The organism is Synechococcus sp. MU1648 (assembly GCF_023630615.1).
In the GTDB taxonomy this organism is placed as follows: Bacteria; Cyanobacteriota; Cyanobacteriia; order PCC-6307; family Cyanobiaceae; genus Parasynechococcus.
In genome coordinates this window covers 142409-165124 of the sequence record NZ_JAKUHI010000002.1, presented here as the reverse complement: position 1 = coordinate 165124, position 22716 = coordinate 142409, and the positions used below count along the sequence as shown (strand labels likewise).

At 59.3% G+C, this 22716-nt stretch carries 25 protein-coding genes and 1 tRNA gene; 10 read left to right on the top strand and 16 right to left on the bottom strand.

The window, feature by feature from the left end; translation table 11 throughout:
• Positions 1–8: 8 nt before the first annotated feature.
• Genes NCN06_RS04420 through NCN06_RS04410 form a run of 3 tightly spaced genes read right to left on the bottom strand, consistent with a single transcriptional unit; the run spans position 9 to position 3104 of the window.
• Positions 9–608, bottom strand: a complete 600-nt coding sequence (locus NCN06_RS04420) for a cytochrome c oxidase subunit 3 (RefSeq protein ID WP_226398303.1) — start codon at positions 606–608, stop codon at positions 9–11.
• A complete protein-coding gene (ctaD, locus tag NCN06_RS04415; RefSeq protein WP_226398302.1) occupies positions 605–2272 on the bottom strand; it encodes a cytochrome c oxidase subunit I in 1668 nt (555 codons plus the stop codon). The genes NCN06_RS04420 and ctaD overlap by 4 nt, the downstream gene beginning before the upstream one ends.
• 1 nt (position 2273) lies before the next feature.
• Positions 2274–3104, bottom strand: coding sequence for a cytochrome c oxidase subunit II (locus tag NCN06_RS04410; protein ID WP_115024072.1), 831 nt, complete (start codon positions 3102–3104; stop codon positions 2274–2276).
• 202 nt (positions 3105–3306) lie between these two features.
• On the opposite strand from NCN06_RS04410, the gene NCN06_RS04405 reads away from it, so the two are divergent.
• The 6 genes from NCN06_RS04405 to NCN06_RS04380 are packed head-to-tail and all read left to right on the top strand — an operon-like array spanning position 3307 to position 8436.
• The gene (locus NCN06_RS04405) at positions 3307–4236 is read left to right on the top strand and encodes a COX15/CtaA family protein (protein WP_370629818.1); all 930 of its coding nucleotides are present in this window, start codon (positions 3307–3309) and stop codon (positions 4234–4236) included.
• Entirely contained in the window at positions 4229–5212 is a 984-nt protein-coding gene (locus tag NCN06_RS04400; RefSeq protein ID WP_226398300.1) for a heme o synthase, read from the top strand. The genes NCN06_RS04405 and NCN06_RS04400 overlap by 8 nt, the downstream gene beginning before the upstream one ends.
• Before the next feature lie 50 nt (positions 5213–5262).
• Complete coding sequence (locus NCN06_RS04395; RefSeq protein WP_226398299.1) at positions 5263–6276, top strand: ABC transporter ATP-binding protein; 1014 nt, start codon at positions 5263–5265, stop codon at positions 6274–6276.
• A 9-nt stretch (positions 6277–6285) separates the two neighbouring features.
• Entirely contained in the window at positions 6286–7140 is an 855-nt protein-coding gene (locus tag NCN06_RS04390; RefSeq protein ID WP_115024066.1) for an ABC transporter permease, read from the top strand.
• A gap of 4 nt (positions 7141–7144) precedes the next feature.
• Complete coding sequence (locus NCN06_RS04385; RefSeq protein ID WP_250398703.1) at positions 7145–7741, top strand: hypothetical protein; 597 nt, start codon at positions 7145–7147, stop codon at positions 7739–7741.
• 5 nt (positions 7742–7746) lie between these two features.
• Positions 7747–8436, top strand: coding sequence for an N-acetylmannosamine-6-phosphate 2-epimerase (locus tag NCN06_RS04380; protein ID WP_115024063.1), 690 nt, complete (start codon positions 7747–7749; stop codon positions 8434–8436).
• Here the strand turns inward: NCN06_RS04380 and groL are convergent, their stop codons facing one another.
• On the bottom strand, positions 8437–10125 hold the full coding sequence (groL, locus tag NCN06_RS04375; RefSeq protein ID WP_226398297.1) for a chaperonin GroEL: 1689 nt from the start codon (positions 10123–10125) through the stop codon (positions 8437–8439).
• A 131-nt stretch (positions 10126–10256) separates the two neighbouring features.
• Here groL and NCN06_RS04370 point away from each other — a divergent pair, with 131 nt between their 5' ends.
• The gene (locus NCN06_RS04370) at positions 10257–10433 is read left to right on the top strand and encodes a hypothetical protein (RefSeq protein ID WP_166017435.1); all 177 of its coding nucleotides are present in this window, start codon (positions 10257–10259) and stop codon (positions 10431–10433) included.
• 9 nt (positions 10434–10442) lie between these two features.
• Here NCN06_RS04370 and fabG read toward each other — a convergent pair whose 3' ends face one another.
• The 3 genes from fabG to NCN06_RS04355 are packed head-to-tail and all read right to left on the bottom strand — an operon-like array spanning position 10443 to position 13142.
• Positions 10443–11195 (bottom strand): 3-oxoacyl-[acyl-carrier-protein] reductase, encoded by a 753-nt coding sequence (gene fabG / locus NCN06_RS04365; protein WP_115024366.1) that lies wholly within the window; start codon positions 11193–11195, stop codon positions 10443–10445.
• 47 nt (positions 11196–11242) lie between these two features.
• Complete coding sequence (locus NCN06_RS04360; RefSeq protein WP_250398702.1) at positions 11243–12298, bottom strand: potassium channel family protein; 1056 nt, start codon at positions 12296–12298, stop codon at positions 11243–11245.
• A gap of 10 nt (positions 12299–12308) precedes the next feature.
• A complete protein-coding gene (locus tag NCN06_RS04355) occupies positions 12309–13142 on the bottom strand; it encodes a glycosyltransferase family 9 protein (protein ID WP_226398295.1) in 834 nt (277 codons plus the stop codon).
• A gap of 72 nt (positions 13143–13214) precedes the next feature.
• On the opposite strand from NCN06_RS04355, the gene ispD reads away from it, so the two are divergent.
• On the top strand, positions 13215–13895 hold the full coding sequence (gene ispD, locus NCN06_RS04350; protein ID WP_226398345.1) for a 2-C-methyl-D-erythritol 4-phosphate cytidylyltransferase: 681 nt from the start codon (positions 13215–13217) through the stop codon (positions 13893–13895).
• On the opposite strand, the gene NCN06_RS04345 is transcribed toward ispD, so the two are convergent.
• A complete protein-coding gene (locus tag NCN06_RS04345; RefSeq protein WP_226398294.1) occupies positions 13879–14763 on the bottom strand; it encodes a S66 peptidase family protein in 885 nt (294 codons plus the stop codon). The two genes, ispD and NCN06_RS04345, sit on opposite strands and share 17 nt — an antisense overlap.
• A complete protein-coding gene (locus NCN06_RS04340) occupies positions 14763–15656 on the bottom strand; it encodes a 4-hydroxybenzoate polyprenyltransferase (RefSeq protein WP_226398293.1) in 894 nt (297 codons plus the stop codon). The genes NCN06_RS04345 and NCN06_RS04340 overlap by 1 nt, the downstream gene beginning before the upstream one ends.
• Before the next feature lie 87 nt (positions 15657–15743).
• On the opposite strand from NCN06_RS04340, the gene NCN06_RS04335 reads away from it, so the two are divergent.
• On the top strand, positions 15744–17381 hold the full coding sequence (locus tag NCN06_RS04335; protein ID WP_226398344.1) for a Ppx/GppA phosphatase family protein: 1638 nt from the start codon (positions 15744–15746) through the stop codon (positions 17379–17381).
• On the opposite strand, the gene NCN06_RS04330 is transcribed toward NCN06_RS04335, so the two are convergent.
• The 6 genes from NCN06_RS04330 to petC all read right to left on the bottom strand — a co-directional run bounded on the left by NCN06_RS04330 (position 17365) and on the right by petC (position 21506).
• Positions 17365–18156 carry a helix-turn-helix domain-containing protein gene (locus NCN06_RS04330; protein WP_226422991.1) on the bottom strand — a complete coding sequence of 264 codons (792 nt, stop codon included), beginning with the start codon at positions 18154–18156 and terminating at the stop codon, positions 17365–17367. The two genes, NCN06_RS04335 and NCN06_RS04330, sit on opposite strands and share 17 nt — an antisense overlap.
• A 100-nt stretch (positions 18157–18256) precedes the next feature.
• Positions 18257–18328: transfer RNA gene (locus tag NCN06_RS04325), tRNA-Val, on the bottom strand.
• A gap of 25 nt (positions 18329–18353) precedes the next feature.
• Positions 18354–19115, bottom strand: a complete 762-nt coding sequence (gene cobM / locus NCN06_RS04320) for a precorrin-4 C(11)-methyltransferase (protein WP_226398291.1) — start codon at positions 19113–19115, stop codon at positions 18354–18356.
• The gene (gene lgt / locus NCN06_RS04315; RefSeq protein WP_226398290.1) at positions 19112–19990 is read right to left on the bottom strand and encodes a prolipoprotein diacylglyceryl transferase; all 879 of its coding nucleotides are present in this window, start codon (positions 19988–19990) and stop codon (positions 19112–19114) included. Before lgt ends, cobM begins: the two co-directional genes overlap by 4 nt.
• A 5-nt stretch (positions 19991–19995) precedes the next feature.
• Entirely contained in the window at positions 19996–20931 is a 936-nt protein-coding gene (gene petA / locus NCN06_RS04310; protein WP_115024051.1) for a cytochrome f, read from the bottom strand.
• 38 nt (positions 20932–20969) lie between these two features.
• Entirely contained in the window at positions 20970–21506 is a 537-nt protein-coding gene (petC, locus tag NCN06_RS04305; RefSeq protein WP_115024049.1) for a cytochrome b6-f complex iron-sulfur subunit, read from the bottom strand.
• A gap of 47 nt (positions 21507–21553) precedes the next feature.
• On the opposite strand from petC, the gene NCN06_RS04300 reads away from it, so the two are divergent.
• Positions 21554–21970: a DUF3067 family protein gene (locus NCN06_RS04300; RefSeq protein WP_115024048.1), complete on the top strand. Its 417-nt coding sequence runs from the start codon at positions 21554–21556 to the stop codon at positions 21968–21970.
• Here the strand turns inward: NCN06_RS04300 and tatC are convergent.
• The gene (tatC, locus tag NCN06_RS04295; protein WP_226398342.1) at positions 21951–22655 is read right to left on the bottom strand and encodes a twin-arginine translocase subunit TatC; all 705 of its coding nucleotides are present in this window, start codon (positions 22653–22655) and stop codon (positions 21951–21953) included. The genes NCN06_RS04300 and tatC overlap by 20 nt on opposite strands.
• Between the last annotated feature and the right edge of the window lie 61 nt (positions 22656–22716).

Here is a 22716-nt window from a genome sequence, read left to right as displayed (position 1 = left end):
GCAAGGGATCAGAGCAGATAAAGGATCACGAAAAGAACCACCCAGATCCCATCCACAAAGTGCCAGTACAACTCCGCTGCCTCCAGGGGGAAGTGGTCGGCTGCGGTTACACGGCCCTCCGGTTGCCTTGCCTGCCACCAGACAATCAGGGTCATCAGGGCGCCGAGGGTTACATGGAGACCATGAAATCCCGTGGCGGCGAAAAAGGTGCTGGCGAAAAGGTTGTCGGTCAGGCCGAAGGGGAGAGTGAAATATTCGACCATCTGACTCACCAGAAAGGCCAGTCCGAGGCCTGCGGTGATCAGAAGCCAGCGTCGGCAGCGCCTGTGGTCGTCCTGGCGGATGGCCTGGCCGGCACGGTGGAAGGTGGCACTGCTCACCAGCAGCAGAACGGTGTTCAGGATCGGCAGGGGCAGTTCGAGTTCATAGATGGCCCCGTCCGGGAGTGGGTTCACCGCTTTAAAGGTGAGGTAGGCCGCAAAGAAGCCGGCGAAGGTCATGGCGTCCGCCACTAGAAAAGTGGCGAGGCCGAACATGCGGTGATCGGGATGCTCGGCATGCTCCGTATGGCCGTGATCCTGATCTTTGGTGGTCACTGTGGTGGTCATTTGCCGCTTCTCCAGAGATCACGACCGCTGGTTGCGGTGAGGTCAAGCTCGTCTGGTGGGACGCCATATCCGTAGGGCTCTTCCACGAGAGGGGCTTCGCCGATCCAGTTTTCAACTGGTGGCGGAGAACTGGTCAGCCATTCGGGAGTCAGCGCTTCCCAGGGGTTGTCTCCTGCGACAGGACCGCTCAGGGCGCTGTGGATCACATTCCAAAGGAAGGGCAGGGTGCTGATGGCCATCAGCAGGGCTCCGACGGAGCTGATCTGATTGATCAGGGTGAATTGGGGGTCGTATTCAGCAACACGTCGCGGCATGCCGTTGAGGCCCAACCAGTGCTGCGGACCGAAGCACAGATTGAAACCGATGAAGGTGAGAGCACAGTGCAGCCGACCAAGATCCTCATTCAGCATTCGGCCGGTGAATTTGGGGTACCAGTGGTAAATCGACGCGAAGATTACAAAGACCGAACCACCGAAGACGATGTAGTGGAAATGAGCGACGACGAAGTAGGTGTCGTGGACATGGATGTCGAAAGGCACCTGTGCCAAGGCGACGCCTGTGATGCCTCCAAGAACGAAGTTCACAATGAAGCCGCAAGAAAACAGCATGGCGCTGTTGAGGCTGATGCGTCCGCCCCAGAGTGTTGCCAACCAATTGAAGAATTTAATGCCGGTTGGAACAGCAATGAAGGCTGTGGCAATGGTGAAAAACAGTCGCATCCAGGGAGGTGTTCCGCTGGTGAACATGTGGTGGGCCCACACGATCAGGCCCAAAACAACAATGGCCATGATCGAGTACACCATGGTCACGTAGCCGAAAAGCGGCTTGCGGGCATGAACCGGCAAGATTTCGCTCACCAAGCCAAAGGCTGGCAAGACCATGATGTAAACGGCTGGGTGAGAATAGAACCAGAACAGATGCTGGTAGACGACAACATTTCCGCCAAGGGTTGGGTTGAAAAATCCTGTGTGGGCAACAATATCGAAACTTAGTAACACCAATGTTCCGGCGAGAACTGGTGTTGAGAGAACCACAAGAATGCTGGTTCCCAACATCGCCCAGCAATACATGGGTAGCTGCATCAACTTCAGGCCGGGGCGACGCAGCTTGAGAATTGTGGCGATGAAATTAATGCCTCCGAAGATCGAGCTTCCGCCAAGCAGCAGCACGCTCAGGATCCAGATGACTTGTCCTGTGGCTGGCGTCGTGATGCTGAGTGGTGGATAAGCGGTCCAGCCAGATTGAGCAGCACCTGTTAGGAAATAGCTGGTGATCAGCATTAATCCGGCTGGAGGAATCAACCAAAAAGCAACAGCATTAAGGCGTGGGAAAGCCATGTCCCGCGCTCCAACATAAAAAGGGATTAAATAGTTCCCAAAGGCACCATTCACCACAGGGACGATCCAGAGGAAGATCATCACAGTGCCGTGGAGGGTTAAAACCTGGTTGTAGACATCCCGTGCCATGAAGTCGGAAACGGGGCTGGTGAGTTCCGTTCGAATCGCACCCGCCAGTGCTCCGCCAATGAGATAAAAAGCAAAGCCACAAACGAGGTACTGCAGCCCGATCACCTTGTGATCAACGCTGAAGCTGAAATACCGCAACCATCCGCTGGGTTGAAGACGTGGGGGACTGGATGTTTCAGGGGGCAGGCTGATGGTCATGTCAGGCGTTCGCGATGTTGATGGGCTCGTCTTCCGGTGCTGCTTTGGCGTTTTGTTTGTACCAGTTGTTCCAGTCTTCCGGGCTTTCCACTACGACAGTGGAGCGCATTCCGCCGTGGTAAGGGCCACAGAGTTCGGCGCAAACGATCGGATAGCGTCCCGTGCGGGTTGGCGTAAAGCTCAGCTGGGTTGGTTGGCCTGGGATGACATCCTGTTTCAAGCGAAATTCAGGGACCCAAAATGCATGAATCACATCTTTTGCTTCCATGCGAAGGGTGATTGGTCGATCGGATGGAACATGAAGCTCGCCTGAAGTGATATCCCCATCTGGGTAATGAAAGAGAAAGGCAAATTGCATGGCCGTCACTTCAACGGGTAAGACATTCGTTGCTGCCGCTGATTCAATCGATCCGGAACTGATGCCTCCCCATATCTGCTCCTCGTGGGCCCCACCCATATGGTCATGGGCCAGTGGCACCATGCCACCCATCCGGTCGTAGATGTCGTAGCTGTATAGGCCAACAAAAAGAACGACAACAGCTGGAACTGCTGTCCAGAAAATTTCAAGGGGAAGATTGCCTTCAATGGCTAAACCATCACCAAGTTGACCGCTACGCCGTCGGAATCGAATCAAGCTGAAGACGAGAAGACCAGTAATTCCAACAAAAAGAATGCTGCCAATCGTGAACAGAACCTTAAACAGTTCGTCGTAAATTGGCGCGTTGGCGCTCGCGTCGATGGGAAGGAGGTTGATGTTCTGGCCGATCCAAAGACCGCCCAAAGCAAGGACCATCCCAATCACTAACGTGAGAATGGCGGATGGGATCTGCACCCGATGAATCCCAGGTTTTCATCAGCGTATGGGCCTGGCTGCGTATCTCCATGAAGTGATTGTTAAGGCCTCATTTCTGTCAGGGAAAGGGGATGATCTTTCCCTCTTTTGTTTCGCAGATGGCCATAAAGCATGACGCCATGTTCTGCATCGCTACGGTCTGAGCAATCCCTTCTGGGTTGCATCGGATGGAGCTTGTTCGATGATCCTTTCTTCAATGTCGACCCTTCGTCGACGTCTTGGGTTGTTATCGGCGCACTTGGTAGTCGCCGTCATCGCTTTGGTGGTGATCGGTGGCGCGACGCGCGTGATGGAGGCCGGCTTGGCCTGTCCCGACTGGCCTTTGTGCTTTGGCTCATTTCTGCCGGGTCGCCAAATGAATGTTCAGGTGTTTCTGGAGTGGTTTCATCGCCTTGACGCTTTCGTCGTTGGCGTCGCCCTGGTGGTGATGGCTGTGACGACGATGGTTCGGCGGCGTCAGCTGCCTTCATGGCTGCCCTGGCTGGCGGCTGGCCTGATGATTCTTGTGGCCATGCAGGGAGGGCTGGGTGCTTTGACGGTGACCCACCTGCTCCCATCGGATGTCGTGACTGCCCACTTGGCTCTTGCTCTAACGCTTGTTGCACTGCTCAGTGGGTTGACGCAACGCCTGCTTCATCCCGCTGCCGTCGCCGCTCCGCTCTGGTGGCGCATCTCGGCACTGCTTGGACTGTTGTCGGTCTTTTCCCAATGTCTTCTCGGTGGTCGACTAGCCACCTCTTGGGCAGGGCAGCGTTGCCTCGCTGGGGGCGAGGCCTGTCATTTGGTTCTCTCCCATCGCGTCACGGCGATGCCGGTGGCCGTTGTTCTGCTGGTCTTCGCCGGAGCGGCACTGCTGGCTGGTGGTTGGGCCCGCCGCCAGTGGCCCTGGCTTGCTGGGGTGGTTCTCCTGGTGCTGACTCAGGTGGCGCTGGGTGTCCTCACCCTTCGCCTCGGTCTGTCGCAACCCGCGGTAACCGTTGCGCACCAGCTCGTGGCTGCCCTGTTGATCGCCCTGATGGCGGCGCTTCTGGTCCGATCTCCGGCGGGCCGCCCCTCACCGTCCCTTTCCGTCGTTCTCGACGACACCTCGTTGGAGGCCTGTCATGGCTGAACTCACAGCAATCGTTCGTCCGACCCGTGAGGAGGTGGTTCCCTCCCGCAAGCGGGTGAAACTTCCAGCCTGGCTGGAAGTCGCCAAACCGCGACTCATCCCTCTGCTGCTTGCCACCACTCTGGGGGGAATGGCTCTCAGCGAGGGGTGGCCCCTCTCCTCGCCGCGGCTGGTTTGCACCCTGGGGGGAGGAGCTCTCGCTTCAGCTGCCGCTGGTGTTCTGAACTGTTTGTGGGAACAGGATCTCGATGGCCGGATGGCCCGCACCAGCGGTCGGGCACTTCCCTCCGGTCGGCTTTCGCCCACCAGTGCGTTCGCCGGAGCCATCGCATGCACTTTGGCAGCGGCGATGTTGCTGGTGAGTGGTGTGAACTGTCTCGCTGCCGGACTGTCCCTGCTCGGTCTTTGCAGTTACGTCCTGCTCTATACAGCTCTGCTCAAGCCGCGGACGTCACAGAACATCGTCATTGGTGGCGTTGCCGGGGCGATTCCACCCCTTGTGGGGGCTGCTGCCGCCACCGGTCATGTTGGCCTCGGGGGCTGGTGGCTGTTTGCTCTGGTGATGGTCTGGACGCCAGCCCACTTCTGGGCGTTGGCACTTTTGTTGCGCGAGGACTACCGCGCTGTTGGTATTCCGATGCTGCCGGTCGTCAAAGGGCCTGTGGTGACAGCGCGGGCGATCAAGACCTATGGCTGGATCACCGTCCTGCTGAGCGGTTTGGGAGTGTTCGCCCTGCCCTCCGGTGGTGTCTTCTACGGTCTGTTGCTGCTTCCCTACAACGGTCGGCTGCTGCAGCTCGTCGACCGACTTTCTCTTGATCCCGACAGCCTTCTGAATGCCAAGGCTCTGTTCCGTTGGTCGATTCTTTACCTGTTCGGTGTGTGCCTGCTGCTGATTCTCAGTCGAACGGATCTTGCATCAGGCTTTGCTTACCAGGTGATGCAGCTTCTCTACCTGCTCATGGGGATTCAATGAACACTCTTTAGATTCCCTGGATTGCCCGAGGATGTCCCTGACGGTGCCTGATGGCGTTGATTGAACTGCGCAAGATTTCCAAGTCCTACGGCTCGGTTACGGCTCTACGTGAGCTTGATCTCACCGTTCCTGAAGGGTGCCTCTACGGGCTTCTTGGCCCGAATGGTGCCGGTAAAACAACGGCCATGCGCATTCTGGCCACCCTGCTTGCCCCGGATGGCGGTTCCGTACATGTGGGCGGTGTGGACGGGCTGGCGGAGCCAAGAGCCGTCCGCCAACTCATGGGTTATGTGGCCCAAGAGGTCGCTATTGACAAGATTCTGAGCGGTCGAGAACTGCTGCAGCTTCAAGGTGATCTGTACCACTTGCAGCGGAAGGATCGCGAAACCCGAATTGCTGATCTGATTGAACGCCTCTCCATGGGCGACTGGATTGATCGCCGCTGCGGTACCTATTCCGGTGGCATGCGTCGTCGGCTCGATCTGGCGGCCGGTTTGCTGCACCGTCCCCGGTTGCTCGTGCTTGATGAACCCACCGTTGGATTGGACATCGAGAGCAGGAGTGCCATCTGGCAACTGTTGCGTCAGCTGGTTCAGGAGGGCACCACTGTTCTTCTGAGTAGTCACTACCTGGAAGAGGTGGAGGCACTTGCTGATCAGATGGCGATCATTGATGACGGTCGGGTGATTGCTGAAGGCACTCCGGACCAGCTCAAGCAAAGGCTTGGGGGTGATCGCGTCACCCTCCGGGTCCGAGAGTTCAGCACTGCTGAAGAGGCGGCCAAGGTGCGTGCGCTGCTTGAACCGCTGAATGGGGTGCTTGAGGTGGTGGTCAACCGAGCTCAGGGCTTTTCGCTCAACCTGGTAATTGAAGGTGGGCCCGTGATCGACCAGCTTCGTCAAACCCTTGATGGTGCAGGCCTCCCTGTCTTTGCCTTGGCCCAAAGCCGTCCAAGCCTCGATGATGTCTACCTTCAGGCAACAGGACGCACCCTGATGGATGCTGAACTGGCCATTGCAGGCCAGCGCGACGTCAAGCAGGAAAAGCGTCAATCCATGCGTTGAGTGCCAATGATGACCTCCCCCACAGCATCAATTGCTCTTCAGCAGCAGCAATCCGGAGCCTTCGCTGAGCTCAGCCAGGAGACGTGGGCCCTCACCCGGCGTCTGTTTCTTCAGTTGATGCGTCGTCCCTCGACCTTGATCGCTGGGATTCTGCAACCATTGATTTGGTTGATTCTGTTCGGCGCGCTCTTCGCTAACGCCCCTGAGGGCCTGCTCCCAGGCGGGATGAGCTATGGCCGTTTTCTTGGCGCTGGAGTCATTGTCTTCACAGCATTCAGCGGAGCTCTGAACGCCGGGCTACCGGTGATGTTCGACCGTGAATTCGGCTTCCTCAATCGTTTACTTGTGGCACCCCTGCGAAGCCGCAGTTCCATCGTGCTTGCGTCGGTGATCTACATCACCGCGCTCAGCCTGCTGCAGAGTTTGGTCATCATGGGCACGGCGGCCGTGCTCGGTTACGGGTGGCCTGGCGTCAGCGGCCTTGTTTTGGTGCTGGTGACGCTGCTGCTCCTGGTGTTTGCCGTGACAGCCCTCAGCCTTGGGTTGGCGTTCGCTTTGCCGGGCCACATCGAGTTGATCGCCGTGATTTTTGTGGCCAACTTGCCCTTGCTCTTCGCCAGCACGGCCCTTGCCCCTTTGTCCTTCATGCCGACCTGGCTGGGGTGGCTTGCGGCCTTGAATCCTCTTACCTTCGCGATTGAACCCATTCGAGCGGCCTACCAAGGTCCTCTTGACCTCTCGGCAGTTTTGTTGGAGGCCCCCTACGGGGATGTCACCGGCACCACTTGCCTGCTGATCCTGCTGCTCCTCACCATCGGGCTGTTTCTTGTGATTCGCCCGCTGCTCAACCGCAAACTCTCCTGAATCCGTGCTTTCTTCCCCGTTTCAGCAGCCGTCGCGTCGACAGAACGCTCTGGCCCTTCAGATCCAGGAGGCCAGGACCACAAGCGATGAGGCCTTGCTGTCTCGCCTGATTAGTCAGTGGGTTCACCGCTACGGATTTAAAAGCGCTGGTGATCTTGACCTGAGCTTGCCTGAGCCGACGGTCTCGGATCGTGAGTTCAGTTCCACTCGTGAGTTCAGTTCCACAGTGGCTGACTCCAGCGTTTCTCCTGCTGTTGAACCGTTGCAGATTGCGGTTGCTGATGAGCCTTGCTTCGCTCCTGAGATCCTGGCGGAGGAAGAGTTGTTGGTTGAGGAAGAGGTTCTAGCGGAGGAAGAGTTGTTGGTTGAGGAAGAGGTTGTAGCGGAGGAAGAGTTGTTGGTTGAGGAAGAGGTTGTAGCGGAGGAAGAGTTGTTGGTTGAGGAAGAGGTTGTAGCGGAGGAAGAGTTGTTGGTTGAAGGAACGGCTCTTCAACAGACCTTCACTGCTGGTCCTGTGCCGGCTCCCCCCATCACTACTCCGCGTTCACTTCGGCGTTGGCTTCCGCGCCGAGAGGATGGCGATTTCCAGAAGGCTGCCTGAACACCATGATTCCGAACCCTGAATCCCTTGATCAGGGGCTGATCGTTTCGGTGCAGGCACCACAAGGTTCGCCGATGCGCCACCCTGATGTGATCGCTGCCATGGCCGAAGCCTCCCTGCGAAATGGGGCAGTCGGTGTGCGCTTGGAAAGCCCTGAACACATTGGTGCTGTGCGTCGTCGCTGCCCAGATGCCTTGATCATCGGCTTGTGGAAGTGCACGTTCCCCGATAGTTCGGTGTACATCACCCCGGGATGGAAAGAAATCCAGGCTGTGTGGTCTGCAGGTGCCGATGTGATCGCGATTGACGCTACAGCCCGTAAGCGGCCTGCTGGTCAGGACCTTGCAACGTTGGTGCAGCGCACCCGTGATGAGCTGCGTGCTCCCCTGATGGCTGATGTGGATTCGCTCGACAATGGACTGCGTGCGGCCGAACTTGGCTGTGACTGGGTTGGGACCACGCTCTACGGCTACACGGAGGCGACAGCGCAGCAGCGCCCACCTGCGCTTGATCTTCTCCCCCAGCTCCGCGCAGACCTTCCCAGCTCTGTGCGCCTGATCTGTGAGGGGGGAATTTCCTCACCGGCCGACGCCCGTTCAGCGTTGCAGGCCGGTGCAGACACCGTGGTCGTTGGGACGGCGATCACCGGAGTGGATCTCCAGGTGACCGCTTATCGCGAGGGAATGATCAGCTGATCACATCATTCCGGGCATGCCCATTCCACCCATGCCACCCATTCCCGGCATGCCCATGCCGCCCATTCCACCCATGCCACCCATGGGATCGCCGTCTCCTGCCGGAGCAGGTGCTGGAGGTTCCGGTTTGTCGGCGATCACAACCTCGGTCGTGATTAGAAGAGAGGCGATTGAGATCGAATCCTGCACAGCCAGACGCACCACCTTTGCGGCGTCGACGATGCCTGCAGCCATCAGGTCTTCATAAGCACCACTGAGGGCGTTGAATCCCTGGCCACTGCTGCGCATGCCAGCGATCACAACATCGCCGTTCTGCCCGGCATTGGTAGCGATCTGATGAATCGGTGCGGTCAGCGCCCGTTGCACAATCTCCACACCGGTGCGTTGGTCGCCGTTGAGGCTTGACGCCAGCGAGTTCAGGCTGTCGGCGAGTTGCAGCAATGTGCTGCCGCCGCCGGCAACAATTCCCTCTTCGATAGCGGCACGGGTTGCATTCAGGGCATCCTCGATTCTCAGTTTGCGGTTCTTCAATTCCGTTTCCGTTGGGGCACCGACCTTGATCACTGCAACGCCACCGGCCAGCTTGGCGATCCGCTCGCTGAGCTTCTCGCGGTCGTAGTCGGATTCGGTGGCCTCCAGCTCACGTCGGATCGCGCCAACGCGTTCGCTCACGGCCTGGCGATGGTCGTCCGTGGCGACAATCGTGGTGCTCTCCTTGCTGATGGTGACGCGGCGCGCTTTACCGAGATCCTCGAGGGTCACCTTGTCGAGGGTCATCGCCTTGTCCTCGCTGATCAGCGTTCCGCCGGTGAGGATGGCGATATCGGCGAGGGCTGCCTTGCGACGTTCTCCGAATGAGGGAGCCCGAACAGCGGCCACCTGCAGAACCCCACGGCTCTTGTTCATCACAAGCGTTGCCAGAGCCTCGCCTTCCACTTCCTCCGAGAGGATCAACAGAGGTGATCCACTTTTCTGAACGGTCTCCAGCACGGGGACCAGATCTGTGATCGTGCTGATTTTGCGGTCCGTTAGCAGGATCAGTGGGTTTTCGAATTCACAGACCTGACGATCGGCATCAGTGACGAAGTAAGGGGAGCTGTAACCGCGGTCGAAGGCCATGCCTTCGGTGATTTCGAGTTCCGTTGCCAGGGATTTCGATTCCTCAACAGTGATCACCCCATCGGTGCTCACCTTGTCCATCGCCTCCGCAATCATCTGACCGACTTCTTCGTCACCCCCGGAGCTCACCGTGGCCACCTGACGAATGGCATCGCCGGCGACGGCCTGGCTCCGCTCGCCCAGTCCCGCAACAATCTGTGCGGCGGCTTTCTCCATGCCACGGCGGAGTTCCACGGGGCTTGCGCCAGCAGCTGTGTTGCGCAGACCTTCCCGCACCATGGCCTGAGCCAGGACTGTTGCGGTCGTGGTGCCGTCTCCGGCTTTGTCTTTGGTCTTTGACGACACCTGCTGCATCAGCTTGGCGCCGAGGTTCTCGAACGGATCATCCAGTTCGATTTCGCGTGCGATCGAGTCGCCGTCGTTGACGATGTCGGGTGCGCCGAATTTGTTTTCGAGCACAACGTTGCGACCCCGGGGGCCGATCGTGACGCGCACTGCATCGGCGAGTGCATTTACACCCCGCTCAAGGGCGCTGCGGGATTCGTCAGAGAAAGAAAGGAGTTTGGCCATAGTCGCGGGGACGCCGTTGGTCACTGTCCCATAGCGATGTGGCACTCGTGGAGAGGTCTTGTGGTGGGGAAAGCCGAATGGTTTCGAGTCGCCTGGATGCCCCCCCTTAACGAACTCATTAGGGTCCGGTCATGGCTGAATCGGGAGCGCTCTTTTTTGTCCTGATGGCGGGGCTGGCCGGTTCAATGGCCCTGGTTTACGTCCCCTTGCGAATTTTTCTGACAGCGACAGCCCGCAGCCGTCGCCTTCGCCTGCTCCAGCGCATCCGCCGCTTGCGTGATCAATTGGCCCAACCCCTTGATCCCTGATTCTTGTTCTCAGGCCATCACCATGCCGCCATCAACCTGCAGCACCTGGCCTGTGATGTAGGCCGCTGCTGGGTCGGAGGCAAGGAAGCGCACGGCACCAGCCACCTGCTCCTGGGTTCCAAAGGTCCCCAGCGGGATGTCTTTGAGAATGGCCTCCGCATCGAGGTCCTTGGTCATGTCCGTGGCGATGAAGCCTGGAGCCACCGCGTTCACGGTGATGCCACGGCTAGCGAGCTCCTTCGCGGTGCTGCGGGTCAGACCGATGACGCCGGCTTTGGCGGCGGCGTAGTTGGCCTGGCCAGCGTTGCCCATCAGCCCCACAACAGAGGTGATGTTGATGATCCGGCCACTCTTCTGCTTCAGCATCGGGCGTGCCACAGCTCTCGTGCAGAGGAACACACCACTGAGGTTGAGGTCGATCACCGCTTGCCAATCGTCGGTTTTCATTCGCATCAGCAGGCCGTCCCGTGTGATGCCGGCGTTGTTCACCAACACATCCAGACGGCCGCTGCGTTCAAGCACCTGTTTGATCAGGCCATCCACCTCTGCCTCGACAGACACATTGGCTTTCAGGGCGTAGGCCTGGCCCCCAGCTGCAGTGATCGCAGCGACCACGTCGTCCGCTGCGGCGGCGGAATTGGAGTAGTTCACGACGACTTCTGCTCCTGCTTCGCCCAGGGCTAGGGCGATGGCACGGCCGATGCCGCGACCTCCTCCTGTCACCAGGGCGGTCTGACCGGCAAGAGAAGCGCTGGGAGACATGGAGGAACCTTTGATCGCAGGATCGTACGGAGCCGCCGTCATCAACCTCAACCCGGCATGGTTTCAATCGTGTCGACGGCCTCCCCCAGTAACGCTTGAAAGGTCGCGAGTTGGGTCTTGCTCCCCAGCACGATCAGGAGTTGTCCCGGTGCCATCTGGGTTTCTCCGCCTGGATTGGCGATCAGCTTTCCCTTTTCTCGGATCGCGAGCACCATGGCTCCACTGCGGCGGCCCAGCTCCAGTTCAGACAGGCTGCGCCCACGGATCTCCATCAGGTGCAGTGGGTCGTGACTCAGCTGGAATTCCTCGATCTCGTAATCAGAGCCAGCCAGAAGCTCCATGAAGTTGAGTGCCAGGGGCCGCAGAGCAGAAGCCGCCATCACGCGGCCACCAGCCACATAGGGACTGACCACGACAGTGGCCCCTGCCAGACGCAGCTTTGAAGCCGCTTCATCGCTGTTTGCGCGGGCAATTAAGCGGCAATCCGGCCTTAGATCCTTGGCGCTGAGGATCACATAAAGATTGGAAGCATCGCTCGGAAGGGCTGCAACGAGGCTGCAGCAGCGTTCGAGTCCTGCGTCCAGCAACGTTTCGTCCAAGGTTGCATCCGCCTGCAGAACACGCATCCCCTTCATTTCAGCGACATCCCTTCGATTGGGATCCGTCTCGATCACCACGAGAGGTACCCCATCGCGTTGGAGTTGGGCCGCGATTTCCTGCCCGATTCGGCCATAGCCGCAAAGGATCACATGGTTGTGCAGGCTTTCCAGCATTCGGTGAAAGCGGAATTCACGCAGTCTGAGGAAATATCCCGAGTCCTTCAGCCCGAGAACGCGTTGGATGGCCAGTTGAACAACCACCAATCCACCAACCACGATCAGCACGGTGACCAGGCGCCCCTGGGGTGACAGGACTTCCACCTCGCCGTAGCCGATGGTGCTGATCGTGATCAGCACCATCCAGAGGCAATCGCCCCAGTCCCAGCCCTCAGTGATTCGGTATCCAAGGGCACCGGCGAAGATCACAGCACTCAGGGCACTGATGGGGCCCCGCCATGGAGCTGTGATCAGCTTCAGCTGTCCTCTGGCTCTGCGGCGCCTCATTGGACCTCCTTCAGAAACCGAGGGCTGTCAGAACTTCACTGCTCTTCAGCGTGGCGAGCTCATCAGAGCGGCCGAGACAGCGGATCTCGGCGCGCTCGGGGAGATCTTCTGCCGCTGCTCCAAGGGCAACTAAGGGGGTGCCGCAATAGGTCGCCAGACGTTGTGAAATCGGGCAGCTGCTGAGCACAACATCGGCACAGGCAATCAGGGCTGCACGCTTGGCCAGGCTGAGCTTTGCTGGAAGCACCATGCTGCGCAGCGCCGGAAGGCGGCTTTTGATGGTTTCAGGAAGCTTGTGCCATTCGGCTGCAGGCCAGTCATGACCTTGGCCTGTCGGGGACAGCAGCAGCAGAGGACCATCGCCGCGGGGTAATGCTTCTCGGGCTTCATCGAGAACACCTGCCGCCAGGGGCACGCGGAACTGCTCGGCCTCGAGTTCAAGACCAAGGGCCTGGAGGTAAGGAGCCAGACGCTGCGCAGTCCAGCCCTGGTCGATGCTGAGCCTGTCGGTGCAGGCAAAGCCTTCAGATCCCAGCCGTTTGGGGATATGACTCATCGACAGCATCAGGTTGACCTGCTGACCTTCAGCAAAGTTGATGCACACCTGGAAGTCAGGTTCCCGCACACAGCCGAGCAGATTGGCCCAGTCAGCAAGGGTGGGGTTGGCCTCGAAGCTGAATGGCAACAGCTTTTCTAGGCATGGCAGGAGTTTCCAAGGGGCTGCCTGCTGGGGATCACACGCCACCTGCAATGTGGCGTTGAGCTTCTGGCAGATCTCGGCCAGGGCTGGTAGACGGTCCAGCTGGTCTTCGAGCGAACCCGGGCTTAGGGCAAGAACTCGCATGCAGCGCCGTCATCCATGGTGCGAACTGATTTTATGGAGGTCGTTTACGCCTGCCCAGGGCAGGAGTCGCTTGTGCATCTGTTGATTGCTGCGGCAGGAAGCGGTCGGCGCATGGGTGCGGATCGGAACAAGCTGCTTTTGCCGTTGGCCGGACGCCCTGTCATTGCCTGGACCCTTGAGGCGGCCTTGCGCTCTGAGCGGATTGAGTGGATCGGCATCGTCGGCCAAGAGGTCGATCGAGAGGCCATCCTGGCCGTGCTGGATGCACCCAGCAAGCCGGTGCAGTGGATTCAAGGGGGCAGCACTCGGCAGGAGTCGGTTTTGTGTGGTCTGGCGGGACTGCCGGAGCAGGCCCGCCATGTCTTGATTCATGACGGAGCTCGCTGTTTGGCTGAACCGGATTTGTTTGACCGTTGTGCTGCTGCTGTTGAGGCCGGTACGGCCCTGATTGCCGCAACACCAGTCAGTGACACGATCAAACGTGTGGGATCCGATGGTTTGATTCGAGACACGCCTGACCGATCGGAGCTCTGGGCGGCGCAGACACCGCAGGGCTTTGCCGTCGACCAGCTGCGTCGCGGTCACGCTGAGGCGGTGGCTCAGGCCTGGACGGTGACCGACGACGCGTCGTTGTACGAGCGTCTTGGTTGGCCTGTGCAGGTCTTGGATGCTGGACCTGCAAACATCAAGGTCACAACGCCGTTTGACTTGACCGTGGCTGAGGCGGTGCTCGCCCTCAGGTCAGCAGGCTGAGTAGGCCTGTCTGGCCGTCGAGGCGTGCCATCTCTCCTATGGGCAGAGCAGCGTTGCCTGCTCGGTGACCAACGGGCAGGTCCATCACTCTGGGAATGCCGAGGTCGGCAGTTCGATCCTCAAGAACCTGCTCGAGGTTGAAGCATTCCGAGGCATCTCGCGGTTCATCTCCGCACCCTTCGAAATTGCCAAACCCGAGACCTGCCAAGCCTTGCAGACTGCCATTGAGCCTCCATTGGGTCAGCATCCGATCGATCCGGTAGGGGGCCTCCCCGACATCTTCCAGCACCAAAATGGCTCCCTCGAGGGGGGGGACGAAGCGGCTCCCCAGCAGGTGGGTGGCGACGGTCAGATTGGCCACGAGTAGGGGGCCTGTCCCCACCCCTCCACCACCACCTCGTCCTTGTAGTGAGGGGACGGTTTGACCGAAGAGCAGGTTGCGCAATCGGTCACGACTCCAGTCCGGCTCATCTGCAAGCGTTGTCAGCAAGGGGCCATGGATCCCCCCTGCAAACCCTGCTGCCTGGCGGGCCCAGAGCAGTGCTGTGACATCGGAAAAGCCCAGCAACCAGCCGCTCTGCCAGCGGATGGGCTGCTCCAGCAGCCGAGCAGCCCCCCATCCACCGCGGGCACAGGCGAGCAGCGCTGCGGGTTCGTCCGGATGCAGATCGGCATGGCGCGCGTCATCGTGGCCTGCGAAGTAGCCCCAACGTCGGGTGGCCAAGGCCTGGGTTTGAACATCCAGGCCCCAGCTCTGCAGAACAGCAATGCCCTGTTGCAGCTTGATGTCGTCCTGCAGGGCTGAACTGGCGGCCACGCAGGCCACACTGTCTCCATTCTGGAGCGGTGGAGCCGGGGTGATGCGCATCAGACTCCCCATCCCCTGGCTAGAACCAGGCCGAGCCAGAGCAGTATCCCCGCCTGGACCTGCTGGGAAAAGTGCTTCCCGTAGGTGCCCATGGAGGCATCTTGCTTGTTTAAGGGGTTGCAGCTGAGCTGCATGAAGACTGTGGCAAGCAACCAGAGAGGCCAGAACGGTGCTGGGATCTGAGCCGACCAGGCCGCAATGGCAAGGGTGATGGCTGTCACGAGGTAGCAGCCACGCACCACAGGCACCACGCGGAATCCCAGGCTCAAGGCGCTGCTGTGCAGGCCGAGGCTGGCATCGTCACGTCGATCGGCCATGGCATAGACCGTGTCGAAACCAAAGGTCCAGACCACGGTCGCGAGCCAACTGCACACCAGGACAGGACTCCAGCTCAAGGAGGCCGTTGCAGCGGCCCAGGGGATCAGCACCGCGAAGCCCCAGCACAGCGCCAAGATCACCTGGGGGAAGGCGAACCACCGCTTTGCTGATGGATACCCGAGGATCGGCAGCACGGCCGTGCAGGCCAACGCGAGACAGAGCCTGAGACTGGCGGCCGGAAGACTCAGCACGACAGCCAGGCTGACGACCAGCAAGGTCAGCAGCAAAGCGAAGGCTGGTCCTCGCTGCAGCGCACCCCTGGCCAGAGGACGGCTTTTCGTGCGTTCCACTTTGCCGTCGAACCGCTGGTCCCATAGGTCATTGGCGATGCAGCCTGCACCGCTAACGGCCAGGCCTCCCACAAGGATCTGCAGGATCAGTCCAAGGCCGGGCGGGGCTGTTGGATTCAGCCAGAGGGCCCAGCCCGCTGGGATCAACAGGATTAGCCGTCCGGTGGGTTTGTTCCAGCGGAGCAGTTCAATCCAGGGCTGAAGACGGGCAGAGCTGCTGATCACAATCAACGAGATTTGAAGAACCCTAGTCAGGGTCTTATGGCTCCGGCTGTGAGTGGCAGAGTGGATTCACCTCCCTTCCTGACGTTGATGCTGGATGCCGAGGCCCCAGCCAAGCCAACGGAACAGAACAACGGTTTGCCCCAGCGGGCGAATCCAGATCTGCGTCGGATTGCAGCGATCGATATCGGTACGAATTCCTTCCATCTACTGGTCGCAGCCATTGATCCAAAGCTGCGCACCTTCCGCATCATCCAGGCTGAAAAGGTCACCACGCGTCTGGGGGAGCGTGATCCTGAGACCGGTGAACTGACCGCGGCGGCGATGCAACGAGGGTATGAAACCCTGCGCCAGTTCAAGGATCTCGCCGCTAGCCATCAAGTTGAGCAGATCGTTACCGCGGCGACGAGTGCCGTCCGGGAAGCCCCAAATGGCCGCGATTTTCTCCAAACCATCCTGGATGACCTCGAGATGGAGGTGGATCTGGTCAGTGGCCCTGAAGAGGCCCGGCTGATCTATTTGGGTGTGCTTTCAGGAATGCCTTTTGGAGATCGTCCGCATCTTTTGCTCGATATCGGAGGAGGCTCCACTGAACTAATCCTTGCGGATGGTCGCGATGCCCGCGCCCTCACCAGCACCCGTGTCGGGGCTGTGCGTCTCCAGCGGGACTTCGTCAAAGACGATCCGATGCCCCCAAAACGTCGATCGTTTCTGCAGGCGTTCATTCAGGGATCGCTCGAACCTGCGGTCGACAAAGTGCGTCGCAGGATCAAACCCGGTGAAACACCTGTGCTGGTGGCAACCAGCGGCACGGCGATGGCCATTGGTTCTCTTGCGGCGAGTGAAGAGGAGCGTCCACCGCGCAAGTTGCACGGGTATCGACTCACCCGGCAGCGTCTGGACCGGGTGGTCGATCGCTTAATCACGATGACCCCCGCTGAACGGCGGAATTTGGCTCCCATCAATGACCGGCGGGCCGAAATCATTGTTCCCGGTGCGCTGATTCTGCAAACCACGATGCAAATGCTTGGTGTTGACGACCTAGTTCTCAGTGAGCGGGCCCTCAGGGAAGGTCTCATCGTCGATTGGATGCTTCGCCACGGTCTTCTTGAGGATCGCTTCAGCTTTCAGAGCAGCATTCGACAACGCACCGTGATTCATCAGGTGCAGCGGTTTGCGGTGAATCAGAGCAGGGCAGAACGGGTCGCCAGCCATGCCCTCCAGCTGTTCGACGCCACGCGGGGGGTGATGCATGACGACAGTGGCGAAGGTCGCGAACTGCTTTGGGCTGCAGCAATGCTGCATACCTGTGGCCAGCACATCAACATCAGCGCGTACCACAAGCATTCTTGGTACTTGATTCGCCATGGGGAGCTGCTGGGCTATTCAGAAGCGGAACATCTGATGGTGGCGGCGATTGCTCGCTATCACCGCCGCAGCTTGCCCAAGAAGCGTCATGAGTCCTGGCAGCTCCTGGCCAACCGAGAAAACCGTCGTTGCGTTCATCAGATGGCCATTTTGCTGCGCTTGGCCGCTGCTTTGGATCGCAGGCCAGAACCAGTGATCTCAGCACTGCGCATTCATGCAGTGAGAGGAGTCCTGGATCTGGAGATCGTTCGCGAGCGGGTGAACCAGAACGTCAGTCTTGAGAAGTGGAGTTTGCAGAGCTGCGCTGAGGTCGTACGGGAGGCCGTCGGAGTCGATCTGCGCGTCAGAGTTCAGGATTGAGTCGGATCCAGCGGATGTCGTCAACAGCCCCCAGGGTTCTTCTTTCAGCGTCTGGCGACGTCAGCTGCACCAGATCGGGCCGACCGGCGTAGATCTCAACCAGCTCTGGATTTTCAATCCTGCGTTCACCGTTTAGAAGCCCTTCAAATTCCACAATCCCCTCACGACGCAGGGCGATCCAGCTGGGTTCGCTGCTGCTGATTGTGAGAGCTGTTTGTGCTGTCGGAGGCGCTGGGACGATGAGTGACTCAATCTCAACCTCCAAGGCGACATCTGTTTTGGCTTTAGGAGGCGAAGCCGGCTCGTTCACGACGAGCGTTCGACTCGCAGGTCTCAACCCTTGGGCGAAGCGCGAAAGTTCTGAAGCGTTGCTCCACACAACCACCCCCAGGCCTGTCAAACCGGCTAGGGCGAGAAGGGGGAGCGGGTTGAGTCTTGCCGGTTTCTGCTGGGCGATTCCCCGACTTGTGGATCCAGGAGCCGGCTGTTGGGTCTTGCTGGTGGAGAGGGGGCCGATGGCCTGCACCATGGCGTCGGCATCTAAACCCAGATGGGAGCTGAGCCGACGCACCATGGCTTTAATAAAGACAGGTTCTGGCAGTGCGTCTTGATCGCCTCGTTCCAGTGCGGTGAGTTGCTCCACTCCCATGTGCATCTGGCTGGCCAGCTGGTCCCGTGTCAGGCCGGCTCCACCCCGTGCTTCAGCCAACTGTCGCCCTACTTGGACCAGGCCCGCATCTTTGCTCTGGTCTTCCGTAAGACTCCGCTCGTGCATGGATGAGTAAGTCGACCTAGTTCCTGGCGAAACTTAAGCCCAATTGATCATTCAGTCAGCCCCATTGGTGAACCCCAAGAGTCAATGGCACCAAAAAATATGGGCGATACTGGATTCGAACCAGTGACCCCTTCCGTGTGAAGGAAGTGCGCTACCACTGTGCTAATCGCCCGCACAAATCGATCCTAAACCACCGCCTATTGGGTTTTTGGACGGAACAGGTGGTCGTGGTCAGGGGAGTAGAGACGTGAGCGTTGAGGGCCACCGGCGAGTGCAGGACTCACCACATAAAGCGTGGTTCGAATCAGATTGCGTTCTTGACTGGCCGCAGCCATCTCCCTCAAAGGGACCACTGTGAGCATTTGATCAGGCCAGCTCACCCGATGTCCGATCGCCACGGGAGTGTCGTCTGGATAGTGATCCAGAAGGGTGGTTTGCACCTCCTCGACATGTCTGGCGCTGAGGTAGATGCAAAGGCTGGCGCGCAGGGTTGCCAATCTGCCGAGCTCCTCCCGTTCCGGCACGCCGGTGCGTCCTCCGGCCCGACTGAGCACGATGGTCTGCACCACTCCTGGAAGCGTGAGTTCGCTAGCGAGTCCAGCTGCTGCAGCTTGGTAGGCACTGATTCCAGGCACCACCTCCACGGGGATGTCCGCGTCACTCAAGGCACAGATCTGTTCATTGATGGCGCTGTAGAGCGCCGTATCGCCGTCATGGAGCCGGACCACCCGTTTGCCCTGGCGGTAGCGATCGATGAGCAAAGGGATCAGCTCTTCGAGCGTTGTCGTGCTGGTGCGGATCCGTTCGCAATCGGCTGGAGCTAGATCGGTGATTGCAGGACACACCAAGGAATCCGTCCAGACCAGAACCTCAGCCCGTTTGAGCCGTTCAGCAGCGCGAAGGGTAAGCAGGTCTGGAGCACCTGGGCCTGCTCCAACGAAACTGACAACGTGACTCAACTGCGTTGGCCTGATGGATCAGGCAGGGGTCGCTTTCGTCCATATAGCCACCAAAGCCCGATCCCGCCGAGAGCGACCAACGTGCAACTCATCAGTTGGGCGATGCGGATGCCCCCTTCGCATGCGGGGGGAAGTGAGCCGATGCAGAGGGGATCGATGCGAAGACCTTCAATCCAGACGCGGCCAAGGCTGTAACCGACCAAGTAAACGCAGCTCATAGCGCCCGCCGGGAGGATCCCGGGTGACTTCAAGCCGCGGCGGAAGATCAGCAGCAGGACTGCGAAGAGCAGCAGATTCCACACCGATTCATAGAGAAATGTCGGGTGGAAAAATTCCGAAGTGCTGTAAGTAACCGGGCGGCTCTGCGCTGGTATGAACAGTTTCCACGGCAGATCTGTTGGAACGCCAAATGCCTCAGAGTTGAAGAAGTTCCCCCAGCGACCGATCGCTTGTCCTAAGGCCACGGATGGCACCAGAACGTCGAGCACATCCCAAAAGGGTTGACGGCGCCAGCGGCAAAACAGGATCAATGTGAGTGTTCCAGCAAGCAGAGCGCCATGGATGGCGATGCCGCCCTCCCAAATGGCAAGGGCCTTGAGCGGGTGCGATGCGTAGTTGTGCCACTCAAATGCCACGTAGTAGATGCGTGCCCCGATGACGGAAAACAGCACGAGTACGGGCAGCAGATCGCTGATTAAGCCGTTCTCAAGATGTCGGAGCTTTGCCAGGCGACTGGAGAGGTTCAAGCCGATCAGCACTGCCGTGGCAATGAGCAGGCCGTACCACCGAAGCGGCAGAAACCAGTTTTCGGTGTGAGGCAAAAATTCCCCTGGCGACTGGAATGTCGCCAGGGGAAACAGGGCTTCAACAGCCATAGAAATCAGAAGTTGGCTTCAGCTGCCTGAACTTTCTCAATCTGCCTTTTCTTCAGCACCAACATGATCTGTGCGAGAGCCACAGCGGCGAAGAAAGCAAGCAATCCGTAGATGCGAACGGGGTTCTGGAGAACAATTTCAGCATCCACTTGACCGAAGCCGCCCACATTGGGGTCATCGGTGAGAGCAGCGCCGGCTTCGATGCTGTCGCCAGCCTTGACCAGAACTTGGGGCCCGACAGGAATGGTTTCGTTCACGCTTTCACCGTCAGCCGTGGTGATGCTGACCACGCTCGCGCCGTTGTCACCAGGTTCGATAGAGGCGATGGTGCCGGTTGCTGGTGCCGTGAAGATGGTGTTGTTGCTCTTTTCACCGGTGGGATAAACCTGGCCGCGACCGCGGTTGCCACCGACGTGGATCTGGTACTTACCGAAGTGGATGTTGCTGTCGGTGGCTGGATCAGGGGAGAGAACAGGGAAGACAACTTCCTGGTGCTGGTCACCTGGAATCGGGCCCACCAGCAGGATGTTCGGCTGGTCGTCGCTGTATTGAGTGAAGTAGACCCCTTCCGTTTCCTCCTTGATCTCATCGGTCCAGCGGTCCTGAGGAGCGAGGGTGAAGCCATCGGGAAGCATCACAACGGCGCCGACCTGGAGGCCTACGTCGCTTCCATCGGCTCCGATTTCCTGAAGACCCTGCTCATAGGGAATCTTGACGCTGGCGGTGAAGACGCTGTCAGGCAGAACTGATTGGGGAACTTCGGCCTGGGTCAGCTTTTTGGCCAGGTGGCAGTTGGCGCAAACAATTTTGCCGGTGGCTTCCCGGGGGCTTTCGTAGTTTTGTTGAGCCCAGAAGGGATATGCCCAGCTGGCAGACGGGGCAATTAGCAGCGCCAGTCCGATGACCAGCGATCCAAGGAGAAGCGAGAGGTGACGACGCATGGGACGGTGAGGGGATGCAGGCGTAGGGGAGGGAAAGATCAGGCCCACCAGGGCTTATCACCAGTTCGGAAATCGGTTTCGGTCCACTGGCTCATGAACACGTTGTCGTTCTCAACGCTGACGTTGGCCAGGGCCAAGGAGAGAGGGGCAGGGCCACGCACCACCTTGCCGGTGGCGTCGTATTGGCTGCCATGGCATGGACACATGAACTTATTTGCACCGCTGTTCCAAGGAACGACACAGCCGAGGTGGGTGCAGATGGCATTGATGCCGTAGCTGCCGATGGCGTCTTCACCTTCGACAATTAGGTAGGTCGGATCGCCTTTCAGTCCCTGAACAAGGCTGCGATCACCTTCTGGGTGGCTCGCAAGCCAGCCACTGGCTGTGATTGCATTGCCCAGCTCATCCTTGGCGCTGGTGCCACCACCGCTGCCAGCGGCCTTGGGGGGGATGAAGTAGTTCGCCACCGGATAAAGGGCTCCAAGGGCCACACCGGTCACGGAGCCAAACGTCAGCAGATTCATGAACTGCCGACGACCCATTCCGGGCACATCGCTCGAGGAGAGTTGGGTCATGGCGGACGTTCATCCAGCTCGGATTGCCGACCATTATGGATGCTTAAGTGCCTGTCAAGCTTTGCAACGACTGGTGTCTTCCTGTACCTGCCGCATCAGCTTCTGTGCTTGAAATCACCAACGCCGTGCCCCAGCCGCCAATCAGCGTCGATGAGGTGATTGGCTGTCTACGCCAGCGCTGGCGGGCTACCTACGACCTTCAACTGGTGGTTCGACGCCGCCGTTTGTACCTCCAGGTGATGTGGGCCTATCTGGAGCAACAGTCGTTTCAAATGGACCTCGAGGCCTATCGGCAGCATCTCGGTGAAGTGTTGGATGTTGTGAATCGTCTTGGTTTGGCGGGTGAGGTGCGGGATTGGCTCGCTTCCACCCGTGATAAACCGCGTCTGGGGAAGGCGCTGAGTCTTCCGCTGCAGGCGTCAGGACCAGAGGCGGAAACGCTGATCAAGGAGTTTCTGGTCTGAGCGATTCGGTCAGAGCCACCAGGCCAACTCCGATAAGAAACAGCGCCGTGATGGCTCCAGCGAGAAGCAACATCGTGATGGGATCCGTGGACGGCGTCAGCACGGCTCCAGCAAGGGCGGATCCCAGCACAACCCAGCGCCAGGCACCAAGCATCGGCCGCCAGCGCACCAGCCTCAGGGCACCCAGGAGCAGCTGCAGCACCGGCAGCTGAAACGCCAGCCCGGTCGCCAGCATCAGTAGAAGAACAAAGTCCAAGTAGCGCTCGATCGACCAAAGCGGCTCAACGACATCGGCGCCGTAGCTCACTAGAAAACGCAGTGCGGCCGGCACGAGGGCCCACCAGGCGAAAGCCAAGCCCGCCATGAAGAGAACAGCTGACCCAGCAACGGCGGGGGCGATCAGGCGCCGTTCGCGGACTGTCAGGCCTGGCAGAACAAAAGCCAGGATTTGGAACAGCACATAGGGAAGGGCCAAGGTGAGTCCGGCATAACCGGCCACCTTGAGCGAGACGAACAGAAACTCGCCTGGGGCGAGCTGGAGGAAATGAATGCCGCTGGCTGGCGCCTCGAGCAGCCGCACCAGCGGCTTGACGCCCAGTAGGCAGACCAGTGCACCGATCACTACGGCCAACAGGCTGCGCAGCACGCGTTGACGCAGTTCTTCCAGGTGGTCCACCAGGGGCATCTCCACCTCATTCGGCAGATCAGCATCACCAGGAGCCCTCCCAATGCGAATGGGTGGTGGT

Excerpts from the sequence above, each read along its gene's own strand:
- NCN06_RS04355 (WP_226398295.1), bottom strand. The coding sequence starts at position 13,142 with ATGCGAGTTCTTGCCCTAAGCCCGGGTTCGCTCGAAGACCAGCTGGAC.
- petC (WP_115024049.1), bottom strand. The coding sequence starts at position 21,506 with ATGACCCAACTCTCCTCGAGCGATGTGCCCGGAATGGGTCGTCGGCAG.
- ctaD (WP_226398302.1), bottom strand. The coding sequence starts at position 2,272 with ATGACCATCAGCCTGCCCCCTGAAACATCCAGTCCCCCACGTCTTCAA.
- tatC (WP_226398342.1), bottom strand. The coding sequence starts at position 22,655 with ATGCCCCTGGTGGACCACCTGGAAGAACTGCGTCAACGCGTGCTGCGC.
- NCN06_RS04360 (WP_250398702.1), bottom strand. The coding sequence starts at position 12,298 with ATGAGGCGCCGCAGAGCCAGAGGACAGCTGAAGCTGATCACAGCTCCA.
- NCN06_RS04400 (WP_226398300.1), top strand. The coding sequence starts at position 4,229 with ATGGCTGAACTCACAGCAATCGTTCGTCCGACCCGTGAGGAGGTGGTT.
- NCN06_RS04330 (WP_226422991.1), bottom strand. The coding sequence starts at position 18,156 with ATGCACGAGCGGAGTCTTACGGAAGACCAGAGCAAAGATGCGGGCCTG.
- fabG (WP_115024366.1), bottom strand. The coding sequence starts at position 11,195 with ATGTCTCCCAGCGCTTCTCTTGCCGGTCAGACCGCCCTGGTGACAGGA.
- NCN06_RS04345 (WP_226398294.1), bottom strand. The coding sequence starts at position 14,763 with ATGCGCATCACCCCGGCTCCACCGCTCCAGAATGGAGACAGTGTGGCC.
- NCN06_RS04420 (WP_226398303.1), bottom strand. The coding sequence starts at position 608 with ATGACCACCACAGTGACCACCAAAGATCAGGATCACGGCCATACGGAG.
- lgt (WP_226398290.1), bottom strand. The coding sequence starts at position 19,990 with ATGGCTGTTGAAGCCCTGTTTCCCCTGGCGACATTCCAGTCGCCAGGG.
- petA (WP_115024051.1), bottom strand. The coding sequence starts at position 20,931 with ATGCGTCGTCACCTCTCGCTTCTCCTTGGATCGCTGGTCATCGGACTG.
- NCN06_RS04335 (WP_226398344.1), top strand. The coding sequence starts at position 15,744 with ATGCTGGATGCCGAGGCCCCAGCCAAGCCAACGGAACAGAACAACGGT.
- NCN06_RS04370 (WP_166017435.1), top strand. The coding sequence starts at position 10,257 with ATGGCTGAATCGGGAGCGCTCTTTTTTGTCCTGATGGCGGGGCTGGCC.
- NCN06_RS04390 (WP_115024066.1), top strand. The coding sequence starts at position 6,286 with ATGACCTCCCCCACAGCATCAATTGCTCTTCAGCAGCAGCAATCCGGA.
- NCN06_RS04405 (WP_370629818.1), top strand. The coding sequence starts at position 3,307 with ATGATCCTTTCTTCAATGTCGACCCTTCGTCGACGTCTTGGGTTGTTA.
- NCN06_RS04380 (WP_115024063.1), top strand. The coding sequence starts at position 7,747 with ATGATTCCGAACCCTGAATCCCTTGATCAGGGGCTGATCGTTTCGGTG.
- groL (WP_226398297.1), bottom strand. The coding sequence starts at position 10,125 with ATGGCCAAACTCCTTTCTTTCTCTGACGAATCCCGCAGCGCCCTTGAG.
- NCN06_RS04395 (WP_226398299.1), top strand. The coding sequence starts at position 5,263 with ATGGCGTTGATTGAACTGCGCAAGATTTCCAAGTCCTACGGCTCGGTT.